This is a genomic window from Microbacterium gilvum (assembly GCF_039543865.1).
GTDB classification, from domain to species: Bacteria; Actinomycetota; Actinomycetes; order Actinomycetales; family Microbacteriaceae; genus Microbacterium; species Microbacterium gilvum.
In genome coordinates this window covers 94,244-110,595 of sequence record NZ_BAABKO010000007.1, presented here as the reverse complement: position 1 = coordinate 110,595, position 16,352 = coordinate 94,244, and the positions used below count along the sequence as shown (strand labels likewise).

Below are 16,352 nucleotides of genomic sequence, written 5' to 3'. Positions count from 1 at the left end.
ACCTAGTGGGCGCCGCGCCCCAGCGACAGGCTCGAATCGCCGTTCGTCATCCGCAATTCAGGCGCCGATCGCTGAGGGCGTGCTCCGGGCGCTAGGTTGGGCGCATGCGAGTCGATCTCCTCTCCCGCGAGTACCCGCCGGAGGTCTACGGCGGCGCCGGCGTGCACGTCGCCGAGCTGGTCACGGCGCTCCGGCGCGACGTGGACGTCGTCGTGCGCGCGTTCGGCGCGCCCCGCGACGAGCCGGGCGTGATCTCGTACGCCGCGCCGGCCGATCTCGCCGGCGCGAACGGCGCGCTGCAGACCATGGGCACCGACCTCGCGATCGCGCGCGACGTCGCCGGTGCCGATCTCGTGCACTCTCACACCTGGTACGCGAACTTCGCGGGGCGCGTCGCACAGCTGCTGCACGGCATCCCCCACGTCGCGACGGCGCACAGCCTCGAGCCGCTGCGCCCGTGGAAGGCCGAGCAGCTGGGCGGCGGCTACCGGCTGTCGAGCTGGATCGAGAGGGAGGCGCTGACATCGGCCGACGCCGTCGTCGCCGTGAGCGAGGGCATGCGCCGCGACCTGCTGCGCGTGTACCCCGAGCTCGAACCCGACCGCGTCCAGGTCGTCTACAACGGCATCGATCTCGACGGATGGCACCGTGTCGACGACGGCCAGGCGGTGCGCGCCCTCGGCGTCGACCCCGATCGGCCGTCGATCGTCTTCGTCGGCCGCATCACGCGGCAGAAGGGCCTGCCGTATCTGCTGCGCGCGGCACGATCGCTGCCCGCCGGCGTGCAGCTCGTGCTGTGCGCCGGTGCTCCGGACACCCCCGAGATCATGGCCGAGGTCGAGGAGCTCGTCGCCGAGCTGCGCGCGGAGCGCGACGGCGTCGTCTGGATCGACCGGCACCTGCCGCGCCCCGAGCTGTGCGCCCTGCTCAGCGCCGCGACGACGTTCGTCTGCCCATCGGTGTACGAGCCGCTCGGCATCGTCAACCTCGAGGCGATGGCCTGCGGCGCCCCCGTCGTCGGGACCGGCACGGGCGGCATCCCCGAGGTCGTCGCCGACGGCGTGACGGGTGCGATCGTGCCGATCGAGCAGGTCGACGACGGCACGGGCACCCCCCTCGACCCCGACCGGTTCGTCGCCGACCTCGCGGCCGCCCTCACCGAGATGGTGTCGGACCCCGACCGTGCGCGGGCGCTGGGCGCCGCGGGCCGCGCGCGCGCGGAGCGCGAGTTCTCCTGGGGCGCGATCGCCGACCGCACGCGGGCGCTGTACGCCTCGCTGCTCGCCTGAGCCCGTTCCGGCCGCCGCCCGGAACGGGCGAAGCCCCGTCCGGATCGGACGGGGCTTCGAGAGCGGAAATCACGCAATGACTTTCGAACCCACCGTGGGAAACGAAGCGTTTGTTGGACTGGGCTCGCAAACTCACACGTGAGTAGTGGCTGGTCGGTTCCGAGCCAGGCATCGGCGTCCACCCGTCGTTGGAACCGAGCCGGTCCGATTTTGCGCGGACCTTCAGAACCGCTGCGTGCGCCGATTAGTGATCGCCGTTGGCGCGACCTGCCCACTCGATGAACTGATCCAGGAACGCCCGGTACCGGTAGTTCTCCAGGTCAGCGTCGACCATGGTTCGGATTGAGAAGCCTTCCAACTCGAAGAAGTAGACCCCGTCTTCCTTGGTTATGTAGCCCCTTTCGACTGAGAAGTCATGAGCTTTTCGACTCGCGCGTCCCTTAGCGAGAATCGTGTCCATGACATCCGCCGGGTAGTTCGGCGACCCCTTCACCATCGACTTCTTTATGTACCATCGAGCGTTCCCTTGAAACTCCATCGCAGCCTCCCATTGCATCGCACTGACGGACGCGCCAGAAGGTCGAACCGACCTGAATATCGACCATGGATATGCGGTTTCGGAGGTGATCAGCTTCAGCAGTTCGGGTAAGTTTGGTGTAACGCGCCGAGTCACTCCGCTGACGAGGCCAGTCTGGATGAAGGAGGGTCGCTCGTCGAGACCTCGGCGCAGCCGGAGTTCAGGAGACTCCGACGCGAACTCGGCGCAAGTAACGTCCGCAAGCGGGCCCAGAGAGAATTCCTGCGCACCCTCGCCCGCCACCACTCGATGGCTCGGCACGTCGAGCTCGGTGCGTGCGATTCCCTGGAGCAGGTAGATCGACTCGCCACTTATAATTCGAGTTCGCACACCGTGGATTTCCTGCCCACCTTCGATAAGGCGTGCTTTGACTTCGATAGCAGGATCGTCCGAAGGTTCCGCAACCTCCTCGATCTCTAGGAAGACATCCTCCCTGAACTCTGCCGCCTGCGAGGCGACCAAGAGAGTGAGGGCGGTGGAGTTCACCACGTCAAGGCCCATTTCGGCCGAAAGGGCGAGGCGCATCAAGATCGGAGAAGGCGCCACTCTCGGCGCGCACCAGTGGTCTCGGATCACACGCGCGCGCAGATCGTCAGCATCGCTGAGACTGGCAGCAACGACGTAGTCGCGAAAGGCCGAGTTTGTGAACCTGAGAAGCGGGTTGGTTTCGGCCTCCGATCGGCCCACCACGAAAGGATGAACACGGAACTGCTCATGCACTTGCGTCTCAAGTTCATCCCACCAAGTCTCGTCGGCGGGCTCAACCTCGGGCGTCACAGGCATATCCATCGGAGAGTCCGCTAACAGAAGAGCAAGCTGGAGACGTTCGGTGTAGCACTGTCGCCCATACTCGATCTTCGCCTCGTTGCCGCCACCAAAATTGGTGGCGAACTTTTCCGTCTCGCGCCCGAGCACCTCACGAATGATGCGGATTAGCAACCCCCAAACGTGCGCCGTAGTGCCGGAGCTTTCAATGTTTTTCAGGATCGCCATCATGTTGACCGCGGGATCGTAGAAGGTAGCCAAAGCATCCAGCACAGGGGCATAACCAACGAAAGAGTCGGCATCTGACCACTCCTGAGCACCCAACGCTTTCAGCACCACGGCAAAGAACTCTGTCAGAAAGTCATCCAGTTCGCGAGCGGGACCGTTTCCATTCATTTCGAAAGCTTTGAATCGAACGAATTTTCTCGCCTGGTCTTCGCCAAAGAAGGCGACCTCGATGCGAGTCGTACTCATGCCGCGTTGGTTGAGCACACGCGCCGTTTCATCGATTGTGTCCGGCCGCCCGAGTATGACGGCTGCGGGACCACCCTCGGTGCCTACGTCGATGAGGTCCGCGAGATCTTGTACCGCAACCCCGTAGTCCTGAGGACCGTTGCCAACGAGGGCCTCATCGGCGGCATCTATGATCAGGGTTGCCCGGTCTGCTTCGACTTCCCCGATGAGCCCCAGCGCCGCTTGACCGCCCAGCTGACGCGCGAGCCATCCCATGAAGAAGGCTTCTCCTACCCTCCGTCCAGCGAGATCTATTAGCGGATTGCCAGTGCGCCGCGCCAACTCCCGCGCGAGCACTGACTTTCCGACTGCGGCCGGTGCGGAGATGAGGAGAACACCGCCGACGCTGATGTCAGATACCGGCGCGTCCGACAGGAAACTTGGTTCGATGAAGTCCACACGCGCGTTCGTCTCCACCAAGCTCGCGGCCAGCGATGTGGCTCTCTTGCTGGCGGAGCCGACCAGTGCCAGCAGTTGATCGAACGAGATGCCGTAATCCGTCATGGCTTGCGCTCCTTCGAATCCAGATTTCCAGCGATCCGCCCAGCCACCATCCATCCTGTCAGGGCTAGCAGCAAGCCCACTGCGGCCACCACGAGCGCCGCCCACCATGTTTGCAGCGGGATCCCCCTGAAGACGTTAGGCAGCAGATTCATGCCTAGATACGAAAACCAAACTGAAGGCAGGAGTAGAGCCGCACCTATTCTCGCGATCAGGCGGTCGCGTTCTTGAGCACGCGCCGCCTCGGCGGATCGCGCGTCGTTTGAACGCTCAATCTGTTCTCTGAGCTGGACGCTCGCCACTGCTGCGAGCGCGGAAATTGTCGCGTCGGCGCCCGAGATTGCGGACTCCAGCTGAAGTGTGGCATCGTCGCGCACGCTCTCGTGACGAAGGAGAAACAGTGTCCGCTGAAGTCGCACGCGCGCGGCCACAGCATGCCGGAATTTCGCTCCCCGCTCCTCGCGCTGCGCCGCGGAATCTTCCGGATCGACACCCGCAAGAGAATGCACGATGGTGTCCGATGTGGCGTCGATCACGAGTGCGCTGGCGTGTGCCATCTCAGCAATCAGCGCTTCCACAACGCGGGACCAATCTGGGGCGCTGTCGATCAGACGCGCCTGACGTAAGACCATCGAACGAATCGACTCCGGAGCAAGTGTGGGCGCAGAAGGATCCCACGGGGTCGGCAGGCGTCCCACCTTGGACACCACGACGAAGAGAAGCTGGGGACGGTCTACTACATGGATGACGTGCAGGGCATCGCGGGCGGCACCCATAAGTCCGAGCATCGAAACCGTTGTACGGCGACTAGTCGCTGGGCTGAGGCCTAGACGGGACTCCAGAGCTTGCAGATGAGATTCAAGGTCCTGACTGCCCAACGCATTGTCGAAATGCCGCAGCACGATAGCCGACTCATCGGGCAACGGTGACCGCGCGCTGAGGGCATTCGCCGAGACCTCTCGGACGCCACCCTCGGATAGTAGGTAGGTGCTACCAGCAATCATGGCCTAAACCTAGCCGAACTCAGGTCAGCGCGTCGTTCAACGCGATGACTCCGTGAATGTCCGAAGAAGACCCCAAGTAGTCTTGGCCTTGGCCGACCTCCATTACCGGGACCACAGCCCTTCGTCGACCTGGTGTAGCAGCTGAGCCGCCAGGCCCCGCCCGCCGACACATTGCGATCCCGTCCGAAGGTGGGCGCTGCACTCCCTCCGCATCTCGTCGTACTCGTCGTCGGTGATCGAACGAAGCAGGGCAACAGCATCGCCCGACCAGACATGCGTGACGCTCGTACCATGCTTCCAGGCATACTTTGGATCGTCTCGCAGGCGTCGTTTCCAGCAGACAGGCTGATGGTCACGGCTCGTGAGAGTGCGGCCCTTGCGCTTCTTGTTCACCTCCACGAGCAGCTGCGTCATGTTATGCGGATGCGTCTAGTTTGCATCGATCTTCCGTTCGACGACTTTGCCGTCCGCATCGGCAGATGCGACCACGAGATCGGCGCCCGTCAGCTTCTTCACCGATTGCATGTTGACATCGTAGACCGTAGCTACTCGCGCCAGATCACTTCCTGCCGACTCGACCTCATCCATGAGGCCACGTAGACGACCGATGAAGTCGTACACTTCGGCAGCCATGCTCGACTGCGTGTCGACGCGCATGAACTGCACTGCGTCAGCAGGTGCAGTGGCGCCAAGGGGTAGAAGCTGCCAAGAGATCCTCTTCGCTAAGTCCTTCCGGAACATCGCCACCATATAGTCCCGATAGTTCAGAACGTTCTGTTGGAGGAATGGGTAGTTGACCGCACCAAGCCCGGGCGCGTTGTAGAGGTGGATAGCCCGGCCCCTGTATTCCGACAACGATTTGACGTTCGCTGTCACCGCAACGCCATCGATGCCGGCTGGCCAGAGCCCGTTCGCGGCGATACGGCCGATCGCGTCGTCGAGGGTGAGCGAGCGGTAGCGTTCACCCCGCTTCTTGGGATAGTAGATAGATCTGTTCTTTTGCCTCAGAGTGGCCTTTAGCGCCAGCTCCCAAGCGTTGACCACCAAGATCACCGTAACCTCATCGCGATAGGCCATTTGGGGCTTATTGTAGACCTCAATGGCCGGCAGCATTGCTGAGAGCGAGTTCTCGACCATTCTCCTGATCGAAACGTATGGTGCCCCACCCCGACCCCCTCGCTGCCAGCCTCAACAGCAGTATGCCGCCGGAAGGCCAGACTAGATCATGGCTCCGACAACACCGCGGCGAGAGCCCCACGTCGGCGTCAGCTTATGCCGGGCACGTGAGGCGCAAGTTCAAAGAGTCCTTCTGCCAACTTCATGAGCGGCTCGTCAGGAGCATCGTCCGGCGCGAAATCGACCATCCAGAGCTTCGATGTACCAACAAACCTTCGTGCCGAACGGAAACACACCCGCAACGTCACCCGGTGTTGAGAGCTTCGCAGATCGCCCGAACTCGGGTCTGCTGCGCGGGTAGGTGACATCTGGTCTGGCACGATTCGTCCCGCGCTGACCACGAGCTACTCGGTGGGGACTGCTCGCTGTGGTTGCTTCAAAGTGAGGGCTTGGAGCGCCTGCCCGTGGAGTTCTTGGCGAAGCGCAGAACTGCCCCCATTTTGGTATGCGGTCAACGTGCTCTGATCGAGCAGTACGATCTGTATCGCTGTGTTGGCGGCGGCTTGCCGAGCGTAGTCCAACACGGAACGCGCGAAACCGCCGGTACTCACGATGACAACGACCTGCGCCCGAAGGAGCGTCGCCATTCCGACCTCCTTGGCAAGGACTTCCAATCTCACAGGGGAGCCGGTGTTTTTGCACTGGAACAGCCATCGCGAGAAGTGAAGGTGCGCACCCTCGGCCACGAGATCCACTTCGGCCCCACCGGTCGCGATTCCGCGAGCGCGAAGTTCTACTGGGAAGAGACCGCACTCTGCCACGAGGCGCAGCGCAAGCAGTTCCAGCGCGATGCCTTTCGTATGAGTGTCGCTAGAAGGAAGGTCGCGGAAGATATTAGCGAGAGGTGTCGCAAGTTGTTCTCGAAGGTCTGCGGGCAACGGCCCGAACTGTAGGTTTTCGATCTTCTCGACATCGAGCGCAAGGGTCTTCTCTGTAGGGACTATCCGCGCAACGAGACGCGCACGGCCACCGCCGGTTCCCTCCAGGACAATCCATCCCGCGTTCGCGAGCGGGTCGTACACGTCTCTGCGTAGCTGGCCTTCGTCGAACGTCAAACCGCGGAGCCGGAACAGGGCCACTAAGTCACGTGCGGCGATGGGGGTCTGGTCTGACTCGGCGCGAACGCGGAGGGTCGTGAGCACCTGGCGCTGAAGTTGGCTGAGCGCACTCCACCCAGCTATTCCCTCGGCGCTCACACCAGCTAGTTCTTCGAACCGCGTTTCATCAATATTCCAGCTGGAGTCCACCACGCCAGCCGCCGCCAACCAGTCACGTAGACGGCTGTAGTTGACGTTGTTGTTCGCGATGTCAAAGCCGAAAGAACGAAGTTGCTCAACGACGGTGCGCTTCGAGACCACGCCGTCCCGACGACGCACGAACCGAGCAGCTTCTAGTAGTTCGATTCCATACCGCTCTCGTAGAAGATGTGCCGCGAAGGCCTTCAGCGCCGATTCCCGGCCCTCTTCTTCGTCGATGCGCGCAACCTCGTCACCCAGCGCTGATCGAGTCGGAGCACTCGTTGATGTAGTCACCAGCCCCGCCTGGCGCATTCCCGAGATGACGTTCCCAGCTAGCTTTTTCTGCATCGCGATTCGGTTCGACGGCTCAGACGCGAGCGACGAAGCCGCCTCATCAAACCAGCGTGCCCGGATTGACTCGATCAAGGAGGCTCGGTCGAGACCCGCGGCGAGCAGATTTAGCAACTCGAACAGCGAATCAGCACCACCCAACGTCTCCGGATTGAACTCGATTAGAGCCGGGAGCTTCGGAGCGTCTGTCAACTCTGACATTTCTAAGCGGCCATATCCTCTGAGACCGAAATCGCGTCAAGGTGCGATGCCACCGCTCTCCCGAGCGCTTCAGCAAGTACGGGCGGCACGGCGTTACCAATCTGACGCCACTGCTGTTCGACCTTCCCACCCAGGTACCAACCGTCAGGAAACGTCTGCAGCCGCTTGACCTCCTCGATACGCAGAATCCGGTTGCGCCAGTGAAGCGGCCCCATATTGTTCGATCGGCGGGCCTGAATTGTCCACGCGGGCATATCCGGCGACAGCTTCAGGAGAAATGACCAGTATCGACTGCGCCACTCGAACTGCGGGTTCGGATGCCCACGCTTGGCCGTAAAAAAGAGGTAATTATCTCCGGGAGGAATCTGCTCCAGAAGGCTCCGGTGCTTACCGCCCGCGACGTGCCCGGCATCGCTGGCATTCTCTTCTGTGTCCAAATCGCTGAGAACGGAACCGGCAGTTCTCCATGCGGGCAGTCCTCCCTCATCCGCCAACTTCGGATCAGCGTTGGTCGCCGTAGGCCATTCGAACTCGCTGCCGTCCAGCGTCCCAACTATGAAGAATCGCTGACGGATCTGTGGCACGCCATAGTCGGCCGCATTGAGAACGCGAGTAGCCGTCGTGTACCCAAGCGACTTTGCCGTGGCAAGGATGTGATCGAGCGTGTCCTTGTGCACCTTGAAGGCCATGCCTGCCACGTTCTCCAGAACGAAGCTGCGCGGGCGGAGCCAACTGAGCGTGTCGAGGTAGCCGGTTATCGTCACCTCTCCCACCGGGTCATCCATTGCACGCGGCTTATCCGTCAGGTAGAAACGACTCTTCGAGAATGGGGGGCATGGTGGACCGCCCACCAGGAGGTCTACGTCCTCTAGCGCCTCCGCGCCCACTAGGGCGACAGCCTTCTCCCGGGTGAAATCGGCGATGCTGCCGTGGAAGAACTTCGAGCGCGGAAAGTTGACTGCATGACTCTCGGCCGCAAACCGGTCGGTGTCCACGCCCACCAGGATCTCGAACCCGGCGTTCTGAAAACCCAAGTCAAGACCGCCGCATCCAGAAAAGAGACTCACAGCCGTGCGTCGCCCGCCAGTCATGCGGCGACGCTCACAGCACCAAGAGACGCCGTAACCGACTCCACCATGGCCTGACCCATTACAGAAGGCACCGCATTCCCGATCTGCCGAACCTGCTCTCGGCGCGGTCCCGCGAATACATAACCACGAGGAAAACTCTGCAGTGCGGCGAGTTCAGGGACGCGAAGACGGCGCCCCTCCCAGTGGAAAGGACCGGTCCACGGCCCGGGGCTGGCTGGGATCGTCCAGGACGGTCGATCCGGGCTGAGCTTTAGCAGGAAGTTCCAATAACGAGTTTCCGTCTCCCAGGTTGGAGTGGGGTGTCCTGCCCACGCGGTATGGAACTTGTAGTTCATGCCCGGCGGGATTGCGCGAAGGTGCTCAGCCCAACGACCAGATACATGCTCCGCGTCTTCCGGCAGAGACTCCACCCCCTCCAGCGCCTCCCCAGCGGTCACCCAGGGCAAGACCCCAGGGCTCGCAGCTTGGGCATGCGACCGCAACGGCTCCTGAGGCTGGCCGTTGAGCGAGCCAAGGAGGAACACCCTCTGCCGACTCTGCGGCGCACCGTAGTTCGTCGCGGTCGCCACAACCGTCGTGGTTTGGTAGCCCGCCGCCTCCGCGTCGGCTCTCAGCGCCTCGAACACGTGGCGATTGCGCGGATGCAAGATGCTCGGAACATTCTCGAAGACAAACCCCGATGCGTCGCTCTCCAGAACTAGCCGCCAATACTCGTGGACGAGCGTGCGGCGGCTATCTTCACGAGCCTCGATAGGCACGCCTGACCGCTTGGCTTCTTCACCACGCGCTCGCGCACGGCGATAAGAGGCCTCCTCACCAGGGTCGAGCCAGTATGCGGCCTTGCTAAACGGCTGGCAGGGCGCGCCGCCGATCACCACAACATCCTCGCCACGGTGCAGCCCCGCTTCGCGACGAAGATCAGCGCCAGTCAAGGTGGTTACGTCAGCCTCCACGACTCGTCCATCATGCAGTCCGGGATTTGTCCTCAAGGTCTGACAGGAGAAGGAGTCGCTGTCCACCGACAGCCGCAGCTCGCCTCCGGCCTGCATCGCACCGATCCCCAAACCACCAGCACCCGAGAACAAGTCGATGACTGCAAACGAAGACGACATCTGGAACTCCTCCACGATCAGAACGACCCGACGCTACAAGGGGCCTCTGACACCCGGTCTGGTACAGGTTAGGCGCGACCGTAAGCCACCGCGTGAGGCGCGCCCGAACTATCGCTCAAGCGCTCATGAGTCTTGCAGAACAGGCCTGGGCGTGCAGGCAGGCCAGTCGTCGCGGTGAGCCGGGTCTCCTGCACCGGTAGACCCCTGCGGGGCCCCGTACGAACCGTCTCGTTCATGCTTGGGACGTACGCCGGACGGGACTGCTGCACGGAGGGTGACAGGTTGTAGTCACGCCGCCAGTGCGACGGTCGTGTTCATGATGGTCTCGAACTCGATGGGCGTGAAACGGCCTAGGCGGGCCTGACGGCGTCGGCGGTGGTAGGTCCGCTCGATCCAGGTCACGATCGCGATCCGCAGCTGCCCGCGGGTGGTCCAGGAGCGGCGGTCGAGGACGTTCTGCTGCAGCAACGCGAAGAAGCTCTCCATCGCCAGCCGTTCGCGGAGGCGATCCGCCATGTCGTCCGGTCCGACATCGCCTCACCGTTGTCGCGGGCCTCGTCCGTGAGCAGCCGGTGCCCGAATTCGGGGTCGTCCTGGTGCGCGTCGAACAGCACGTTCGCGCGATACGCCTCCACCACCTCACTCGGGGTGATGGGGTTCGCCAGTCACCGGTAGTAGGGCTGGCGGGCGAGCTTGAGCACCCGGCACGTCACCGTCACAGGGATCCCTGCGGCGGCGAGCTCGGTCACGGGCGGGTAGAGCCTTTTCCCGGCAGATTCGCCTGCGACAGATACGCCGCCGCACGACGGAGGACCTCGTTCTCATGCTCGAGAAGCCGGTTCCGCTTCCGCAGCTCGCGGATCTCGGTCGCCTCGGTCCGCGACTGTCCGGGCTTGGCGCCCTCGTCGATATCGGCGCGACGCATCCACTTCTGCAGCGTCATCGGGTGAACACCGTCATCGGGTGAACACCGAAGTCTTTCGCGATCTGCTCGATCGTCACTCCAGGCTCGCGGTTCTGAGCGACGCGCACGACGTCGTCACGGAACTCGCTCGGGTAGGGCTTTGGGCACAGCAACATCCTTCCAGGCCCACCCCTCGGGCAAGCCAGATCAGATGTCACCCACTCATGCAGCAGTCCCGCTGTTCATCGGCGAAGACGGCTCGGTCGAGCACGCCGAGGTACAGGTACTGTTCGCCGGAATCCTGTCGAGAGACGCATCGATCACCACCGAGGTGCGAGAGGTCGCAATGCTCATGCCACCGAAGCAACACGAGGTGTTCGGCGCGCCGCTTGCCGCCACCGGCACCGATGGACACCTCGTTCCCGTCGAAGAGTGGGGCAACCATCCTGAGCGGCGCTGGAACCCTGAGGCCGCGCTGCCGAGCTTCCAGACGCGTCAGAACGGCACATATGTGAGAACCCCGCCCAAACTTTCATCTGGGCGGGGTTCGAATAACACACATGTGGCGGAAGCGACAGGATTTGAACCTGCGATGCGAGTTACCCCGCATACTTGGATTCCAGCCAAGCTCCTTAGGCCTCTCGGACACGCTTCCAGAGGAAGAGCCTAGCACGGGCATCGCGGTCGCCCCGAGCCACCGGGTCCCCTGCGGCTCCGGGATCCGCGCCCGTCGCCGGCATCCCGATACCCGGGGCCGTCCCCGCGGGTCAGGCCGCGCAGGTCGCGCAGATGCCCGTCGCCGGCAGCACCATGAAGCACGTCGGGCAGATCTCGGGCGCCTTCTCCGGGGCGGCGGCGCGGCGCGGCGCGGCGGACCCCGATGCCTTCGCCGTGGACGACCGGCGCGCGGCCGGCGCGGTGCGACGACCCGTCTCGGGGTGCGTGACGCCCCATGCGCCGTGGAAGCGGCGGCTCGGCCAGCGCTCGGCGCCACCCGCGAGCCGGGCGGCATCCGCCTCCGACCGGAATCCGTTCGTGAAGCCGGGGTGCACCTCGAGGGCAGCGCTGCCGCGCCGCTCGATGCGGAAGTACGTGCGGTACCCGACGAAGCCCGTCACGTCGAGCCCGTCGACGATCGCGCGCACGAGGGCCTGGTTGAGCGGCGGGGTGCCGTAGGCGAGGAACGCCTCCTCCAGCGAGTCGAACCGCCTGGCCCGCCCCTCCCTGCCCTGGTCGGCGGTGGTCTCCGGCGTTGCGCCCATGATCGCGTGCTCCTCCGCGCGGCGGATCGGGACGGCCGCGCGGTTCCATTGTCCCCCGGGAGCGCGGATCGCGCCCGCCACACCTTTTGAACTGATCAGTTAACACGATCGTTCGATTGGCGGGCCGATCCGCAACGCCCGGGTAACAGCGCGGGCGCAGAGTGGTCTGCGACAGGAGGAGAACCATGACGCACACCGCCAGCGCCCCATCCCCCATCGACGCGCGATGCTTCCGCGACGCCCTGGGCCACTACGCCTCGGGCATCACGATCGTGACGGGTCACGACGGGGCAGAGCCCATCGGGTTCACGTGCCAGTCGTTCTACAGCGTCTCGGTCGATCCGCCCCTCGTCTCCTTCAGCGTCATGAAGACGTCCACCACGTGGCCCCGCATCCGCGAGACCGGCCGCTTCGCGGTCAACGTCCTCGCCGGTGGGCAGAGCCACGTGTCAGGGCAGTTCGCACGCAAGGGCACGGACAAGTGGGCCGGCATCGACTGGAACGCCGCCGCATCGGGCGACCCCGTCATCGCCGGAACCCTCATGTGGGTCGACTGCGAGACCTGGGCCGAGTACGACGCGGGGGACCACTGGATCGTCGTCGGACACGTCGTCGAGCTCAGCCCGGAAGGGTGGCACACGGGCGAGCCGCTTCTCTTCTTCAAGGGCCGATATCGCGAGCTGCTCGCCATCGACGCCGCCTGATCCCTGCAGATCCGCCATCCCGCCATGGCGGATCTGCTGTACCACCGGGGGAAAGAAGAACGTAACAGGAGTCGCCCGACGGCGACATCCCGGCGAAACAGACCACGCCTAGCGTGGTGAACCAATCGATTCACTCCGAGACGGAGCCTCACGCGTCGCGGCCCCCTGACCAGGAACGCCCATCCAGAGACCGGAGCAGCCCGATGACCCCAGCGCTCACCCTCACCGCCCCCGTCGCCGTCTCCGGCGCGCAGCCTCCCGTCCGTCCCGCTGTCGCGATCGCGGGCGCCGACAAGGTGTTCCCCCTCGGCCGCGGCAAGAGCCTTCAGGCGCTCGCCGCCGTCGACATCGAGATCGCGGAGGGCGAGTTCACCGCCGTGATCGGCCCGTCCGGGTGCGGAAAGTCCACCGTCCTCCGTCTCGCCGCGGGGCTCGACACCCCGACCAACGGCACCGTCGAGGTCTTCGGCGACACCCCGCACGCGCTCGCGGCGCAGCATCGTCTCGGCGTCGCGTTCCAGGAGCACGCCCTGCTCCCCTGGGCCTCCGTCCGTCAGAACATCGCGCTGCCGTTCCGCGTCGCGGGCCGCCCCGTCGACGACGACCGCGTCGACGGGCTCATCGAGCTCGTCGGCCTCGCCGGTTTCGAGAAGGCGCGGCCGAAGCAGCTGTCCGGCGGGATGCGGCAGCGCGTGTCGATCGCCCGCGCACTCGCGCTCAGCCCCGACCTGCTCCTCCTCGACGAGCCGTTCGGAGCCCTCGACGCCGTCACCCGCCGGCGCATGAACGCCGAGCTCGCCCGCATCTGGGCGGAGGAGCGCATCACGACCATCCTCGTCACGCACGACGTCGACGAGGCGCTCATCCTCGCCGACCGCGTGGTCGTGATGACGGGCAGGCCGGGGCACGTCCGCGATGTCGTCGAGGTCGGCTTCCCCCGCCCGCGCGACGCCTCCGTGACCCGCAGCGCCGAGTTCCACGCGCTCGTCGACCGCCTCACCGCCATGCTCGACGGCGCGGACGCGACGTGAACGCCGTCGTCCGCCCCGGCACGCGGGTCGCCTACGCCGCCGCGGGCGCCGTGCTCCTCGTCGTCGCCGCGCAGCTGATCGGGCAGTTCGAGCTCGCGGGCAAGGCGTGGCCGCCGCTCTCGGATGTCGTCGCCTACGTGTCGACGCCCGCCGGGGCGAGCCTCCTCGGGCGGAACCTCGTCGTGACGCTCGCCGCCGCCGCGCAGGGTTTCGCCCTCGGCACGGCCGTCGCGGTGCTCGGCGCCGCGCTCGCCCTCGTCGTGCCCGTGCTGCGGCCCGGCTTCGACCGGTTCGCGGCCATCCTCCACGCCGTCCCGACCATCGCCCTCGCCCCGCTCCTCATCACGACCGTCGGCCGCGAGGGCACCCCGACCGTGATCGCGGCGCTCAGCGTCGGCTTCGTCATGTTCGTCGCCATGACCTCGGGCTTCGCGTCCACGGCCCCCGCGCACCACGACCTCTTCACGGTGCTCGGCTCCGGCCGCGTGCAGCGCCTCGCGCGTCTGGAACTGCCGCGCGCCATCCCCGCCTTCTTCGACGGGCTGACGCTCGCGGCGCCCGCGGCCGTGCTGGGCGCGACGATCGGCGAGTGGTTCGGCGCGCCCATGGGGCTCGGACTGCTCATCGTGAGCGCCATGCAGAACTACCAGATGGCGCTGCTGTGGGCGGCGGCGCTCGCCGCCACCCTCCTCTCGCTCGCGGCGTACGTCGTGCTCGTGCAGCTGCAGCGCCTCGCCGCGAGGCGGTTCGCATGAGCCGCCTGCGCGCCGCGGGCGCGGCCCTGCTCCACCTGTGGCCGGTCGCCGTCGTGCTCATCGCGTGGGATCTCTGGGTCGTCGTCAACGGCTACACGGCGACGGTCGCGCCGCGCCCGTGGGGCGTCATCGCGGACGTCGTGACGGGCTTCTCGTCCTATCTCCCGTCGATCGGCTACACGGTCGGGATGGCCGTGGGCGGGCTCGTCGGCGGCACGCTCATCGGGTTCGCGGGAGCGATCCTGGTGTGGTGGTCTGCGGCGCTCTCGGGAGTCGTCACTCCCGCCGCGCTCGTCATCCGCTCGGTGCCCATCACGGCGATGATCCCGATCATCGCGCGCATCGTCGGCTACGGAGACGCCGCCGTCCTGACGTCGACGGCGCTCATCTGCTTCTTCCCCGCCTTCGTGTTCACCCTCTCGGGCCTGCACGCCATCCCCGACGCCGGCCGCGATCTGTTCCGCGTCCTGGGCGCCGGGCGGCTGCAGGTGCTCGCCCGGCTCGGGATCCTCCACGCCGTGCCGAACCTCATGGTCTCCGTGCGGATCACGGCGCCGAGCGCCGTGCTGGCGGCCATGCTCGCCGAGTTCCTCATGGGCTCCCACGGGCTCGGCGCGCTGTTCTCCGAATCGCGCAGCTACATGGACATGGAACGCGCGTGGGGCACGGCGCTCGTCGCCACCGTCGTCTCCGTCCTCGTCTTCGTCGGCGCCCGCGCGCTCGAGCGCCGCGTCGGCGCCCGCGTCCTCTGACCCTCTCCCCTCCCCGTCCCCTCCCCTCCCCTCCCACCCGAAGGAGCACCATGCCCCGACCCTCCCGCGCCCGCTTCGCGGCCGCCGCCGCCCTCGCCTCCGCCTCCGCCCTCGTCCTCGCCGGGTGCTCCGCCGCCGAGGAGCCCGCCACGGGCGCCGACGGCGAGGAGCTCACGACCATCCGCGTGTCGCTCGGATGGATCTCCAACGTCGAGTGGGCCGGCTTCTGGATCGCCGACGCGAACGGCTACTACGCCGAGGAGGGCCTCGACATCGAATGGATCGGCGGCGGCCCCAACGCGCCGACCACGATGGCCACGGTCGCCGCCGGCGACGCCGATCTCGGCATCGTCCCCGGCACGCAGTCGTGGCTCCAGTCGTTCGCCGACGGCAACGACTGGACGGCCATCGGCGCGCTCTTCCAGGAGAGCCCCGGCGCCCTCGTCTCCCTCGCGAGCGACCCCGTCGAGACGGCGGAGGACCTCGTCGGGAAGACCGTGCTCGGCCAGGAGGGCACCCAGATCAACTACGACGCCATCTTCCAGCTCGCCGGTCTCGAGCCCGACTACGACTTCATCCCCGTCGGCTTCGACATCGCGCCGCTCGTCGAAGGGCAGGGGGTCGCGTACACGGCGTACTCGACGAACCAGCCGATCATGCTCGAGGAGCAGTACGACATGTCGCCCGACGACTACGTCGTGACCATGTACTCCGACCTCGGCATGCCGCTCTACGGCAACGTGGTGTACGGCGACTCCGCCTACGTCGAGGAGAACGGCGACGCCATGGAGGGGTTCCTCCGCGCCTCGATCCGCGGCTGGGAGGAGAACGGCGACGACCCCGCGGTCGGCGCGCAGCTCGCCGTCGAGGAGTACGGCGCCGACCTCGGGCTCGACCTCACCCAGCAGACGCGCGAGAACGAGCTGCAGCAGCCGCTCGTCGTCGGCTCGTACGGCGATCCGCTGTTCTGGATGGACGCCGAGCTCATGACCGACCTCATGTACCCGGGTCTCGAGGCGGCCGGCTACGGCGACGTCCCCGCCCCCGAGGAGTACATCGACATGTCGTACCTCGAGGCCGCGCACGCGAGCCTCGAGGGCTGACCCCCGGCGGGGTCGGCGCACGC

General features: G+C 65.6%; 15 protein-coding genes, 1 tRNA gene and 1 pseudogene. 6 read left to right on the top strand and 11 right to left on the bottom strand.

Annotation, left to right across the window (positions count from 1 at the left end; all coding sequences use genetic code 11):
- The first annotated feature begins 104 nt into the window (after positions 1-104).
- Positions 105-1,289: a glycogen synthase gene (glgA, locus tag ABD998_RS16820; RefSeq protein WP_345441876.1), complete on the top strand. Its 1,185-nt coding sequence runs from the start codon at positions 105-107 to the stop codon at positions 1,287-1,289.
- A gap of 244 nt (positions 1,290-1,533) precedes the next feature.
- Here glgA and ABD998_RS16815 read toward each other — a convergent pair whose 3' ends face one another.
- From ABD998_RS16815 to ABD998_RS16775, 11 genes and pseudogenes are all read right to left on the bottom strand, one after another.
- Positions 1,534-3,648: a hypothetical protein gene (locus ABD998_RS16815; protein WP_345441873.1), complete on the bottom strand. Its 2,115-nt coding sequence runs from the start codon at positions 3,646-3,648 to the stop codon at positions 1,534-1,536.
- Positions 3,645-4,421: a hypothetical protein gene (locus tag ABD998_RS16810; protein ID WP_345441870.1), complete on the bottom strand. Its 777-nt coding sequence runs from the start codon at positions 4,419-4,421 to the stop codon at positions 3,645-3,647. The genes ABD998_RS16815 and ABD998_RS16810 overlap by 4 nt, the downstream gene beginning before the upstream one ends.
- Before the next feature lie 330 nt (positions 4,422-4,751).
- Complete coding sequence (locus ABD998_RS17815) at positions 4,752-5,063, bottom strand: hypothetical protein (RefSeq protein ID WP_425563000.1); 312 nt, start codon at positions 5,061-5,063, stop codon at positions 4,752-4,754.
- Between the two features lie 15 nt (positions 5,064-5,078).
- Positions 5,079-5,786 (bottom strand): DUF3644 domain-containing protein, encoded by a 708-nt coding sequence (locus ABD998_RS16805; protein WP_345441867.1) that lies wholly within the window; start codon positions 5,784-5,786, stop codon positions 5,079-5,081.
- Between the two features lie 383 nt (positions 5,787-6,169).
- Positions 6,170-7,615, bottom strand: coding sequence for a restriction endonuclease (locus ABD998_RS16800; protein WP_345441864.1), 1,446 nt, complete (start codon positions 7,613-7,615; stop codon positions 6,170-6,172).
- Between the two features lie 2 nt (positions 7,616-7,617).
- A complete protein-coding gene (locus ABD998_RS16795) occupies positions 7,618-8,706 on the bottom strand; it encodes a DNA cytosine methyltransferase (RefSeq protein ID WP_345441861.1) in 1,089 nt (362 codons plus the stop codon).
- Positions 8,703-9,818, bottom strand: coding sequence for a DNA cytosine methyltransferase (locus ABD998_RS16790; RefSeq protein ID WP_345441859.1), 1,116 nt, complete (start codon positions 9,816-9,818; stop codon positions 8,703-8,705). Before ABD998_RS16790 ends, ABD998_RS16795 begins: the two co-directional genes overlap by 4 nt.
- 288 nt (positions 9,819-10,106) lie before the next feature.
- Positions 10,107-10,316 (bottom strand): annotated as a pseudogene (locus ABD998_RS17810) (IS3 family transposase); the annotation flags it as partial.
- A gap of 247 nt (positions 10,317-10,563) precedes the next feature.
- Positions 10,564-10,761 (bottom strand): transposase, encoded by a 198-nt coding sequence (locus ABD998_RS17805; RefSeq protein ID WP_425562999.1) that lies wholly within the window; start codon positions 10,759-10,761, stop codon positions 10,564-10,566.
- Positions 10,762-11,285: 524 nt separating this feature from the next.
- Positions 11,286-11,377: transfer RNA gene (locus ABD998_RS16780), tRNA-Ser, on the bottom strand.
- A 112-nt stretch (positions 11,378-11,489) separates the two neighbouring features.
- Positions 11,490-11,984: a hypothetical protein gene (locus tag ABD998_RS16775; protein ID WP_345441857.1), complete on the bottom strand. Its 495-nt coding sequence runs from the start codon at positions 11,982-11,984 to the stop codon at positions 11,490-11,492.
- Positions 11,985-12,169: 185 nt separating this feature from the next.
- Between ABD998_RS16775 and ABD998_RS16770 the strand changes: the two genes are divergently transcribed.
- The 5 genes from ABD998_RS16770 to ABD998_RS16750 all read left to right on the top strand — a co-directional run bounded on the left by ABD998_RS16770 (position 12,170) and on the right by ABD998_RS16750 (position 16,329).
- Positions 12,170-12,688 carry a flavin reductase family protein gene (locus tag ABD998_RS16770; protein WP_345441855.1) on the top strand — a complete coding sequence of 173 codons (519 nt, stop codon included), beginning with the start codon at positions 12,170-12,172 and terminating at the stop codon, positions 12,686-12,688.
- 203 nt (positions 12,689-12,891) lie between these two features.
- Positions 12,892-13,719: an ABC transporter ATP-binding protein gene (locus ABD998_RS16765; RefSeq protein ID WP_345441852.1), complete on the top strand. Its 828-nt coding sequence runs from the start codon at positions 12,892-12,894 to the stop codon at positions 13,717-13,719.
- Positions 13,716-14,474, top strand: a complete 759-nt coding sequence (locus tag ABD998_RS16760; RefSeq protein ID WP_345441849.1) for an ABC transporter permease — start codon at positions 13,716-13,718, stop codon at positions 14,472-14,474. Before ABD998_RS16765 ends, ABD998_RS16760 begins: the two co-directional genes overlap by 4 nt.
- Positions 14,471-15,226 carry an ABC transporter permease gene (locus ABD998_RS16755; RefSeq protein WP_345441846.1) on the top strand — a complete coding sequence of 252 codons (756 nt, stop codon included), beginning with the start codon at positions 14,471-14,473 and terminating at the stop codon, positions 15,224-15,226. The genes ABD998_RS16760 and ABD998_RS16755 overlap by 4 nt, the downstream gene beginning before the upstream one ends.
- Before the next feature lie 50 nt (positions 15,227-15,276).
- The gene (locus ABD998_RS16750; RefSeq protein ID WP_345441843.1) at positions 15,277-16,329 is read left to right on the top strand and encodes an ABC transporter substrate-binding protein; all 1,053 of its coding nucleotides are present in this window, start codon (positions 15,277-15,279) and stop codon (positions 16,327-16,329) included.
- Positions 16,330-16,352: the final 23 nt, after the last annotated feature.